General features: G+C 55.2%; 1 pseudogene. It reads right to left on the bottom strand.

The features are described from left to right. Positions 1-884 (bottom strand): annotated as a pseudogene (locus tag B9Y59_RS15845) (FIVAR domain-containing protein); the annotation flags it as partial.

Genomic DNA, 884 nt, shown 5'->3' on the forward strand with positions numbered 1-884 from the left:
GGGATCTTCCGCAGGGCTGCCATTGCTTCCGCAAGCTTCTGCGCCATTGCATCCACTTCTTCCTGTCCGGCCTCCGGATTCCCAAGCATCGTCTCTGCATCTTCCAGCACTCCATTAAAGGTCTGGAATGCCTCGTCCTGGATATAACTGTCCATATCCAGGCTATTCGCTTCATCCACCACGGTCTGGAGCGCCGACAGGTCTGCACGGTATTTCAGATTTTCAATCGCCTTCTGCAAGTTCTCATATGCCTTGTCCACTTCCGCCTTCAGCGGGTTCTCTTCCGCATAGACGTCCTTTGCCTCACTCAGCGCTTCCTCGAAGCCCTCCGTGCTGCTCGGCTTGAATGCATCCAACTTCTCCGCCAACTGCTCTGCGATTTCAATCAACGGCAGCAGCACTTCCTTGTCGCCTTCCTCGAATTCCAACAGGTGCATCGCTTTTAGCAGCTCGTCCCAGGCCTTGTTGACCTCTTCCTGGGTTGCGGCTGGATCGTCATAGACCTCCTGCGCGTTGGTCCGGGCATTCACAAAGAGTTCCCGTACTTCCGGTACCAGCCGGTCGATGTCCTCCTGTGTAACGTTGTTCGCCTCATCCAGGACAATCTTCAAGATGTCCTTGTCCACCTTCGTAAAGGTAAAGCGCAGGCGCGCGCTCTCATTCGGCATCGTGTAGGTGTACGTAAAGCCGTTTGCCTCAAACGGGATGTCCTCTCCGTTGAGCTGTGCACTGGCAAATGCGCCGTCGGTCGGGGTGAAGGTAAAGGTCAGATCTTCGCCCGGCATCACTTTCGCGCCGTAGATTGCATCCGTGGAGATCACCACATCTGCATTTCCTTCCACTTCCACCGCTGCATTGCTGCTCCACTGTACGGTCAACAACTG

This window comes from Anaeromassilibacillus sp. Marseille-P3371 (assembly GCF_900169665.1).
GTDB lineage: Bacteria > Bacillota > Clostridia > Oscillospirales > Acutalibacteraceae > Anaeromassilibacillus.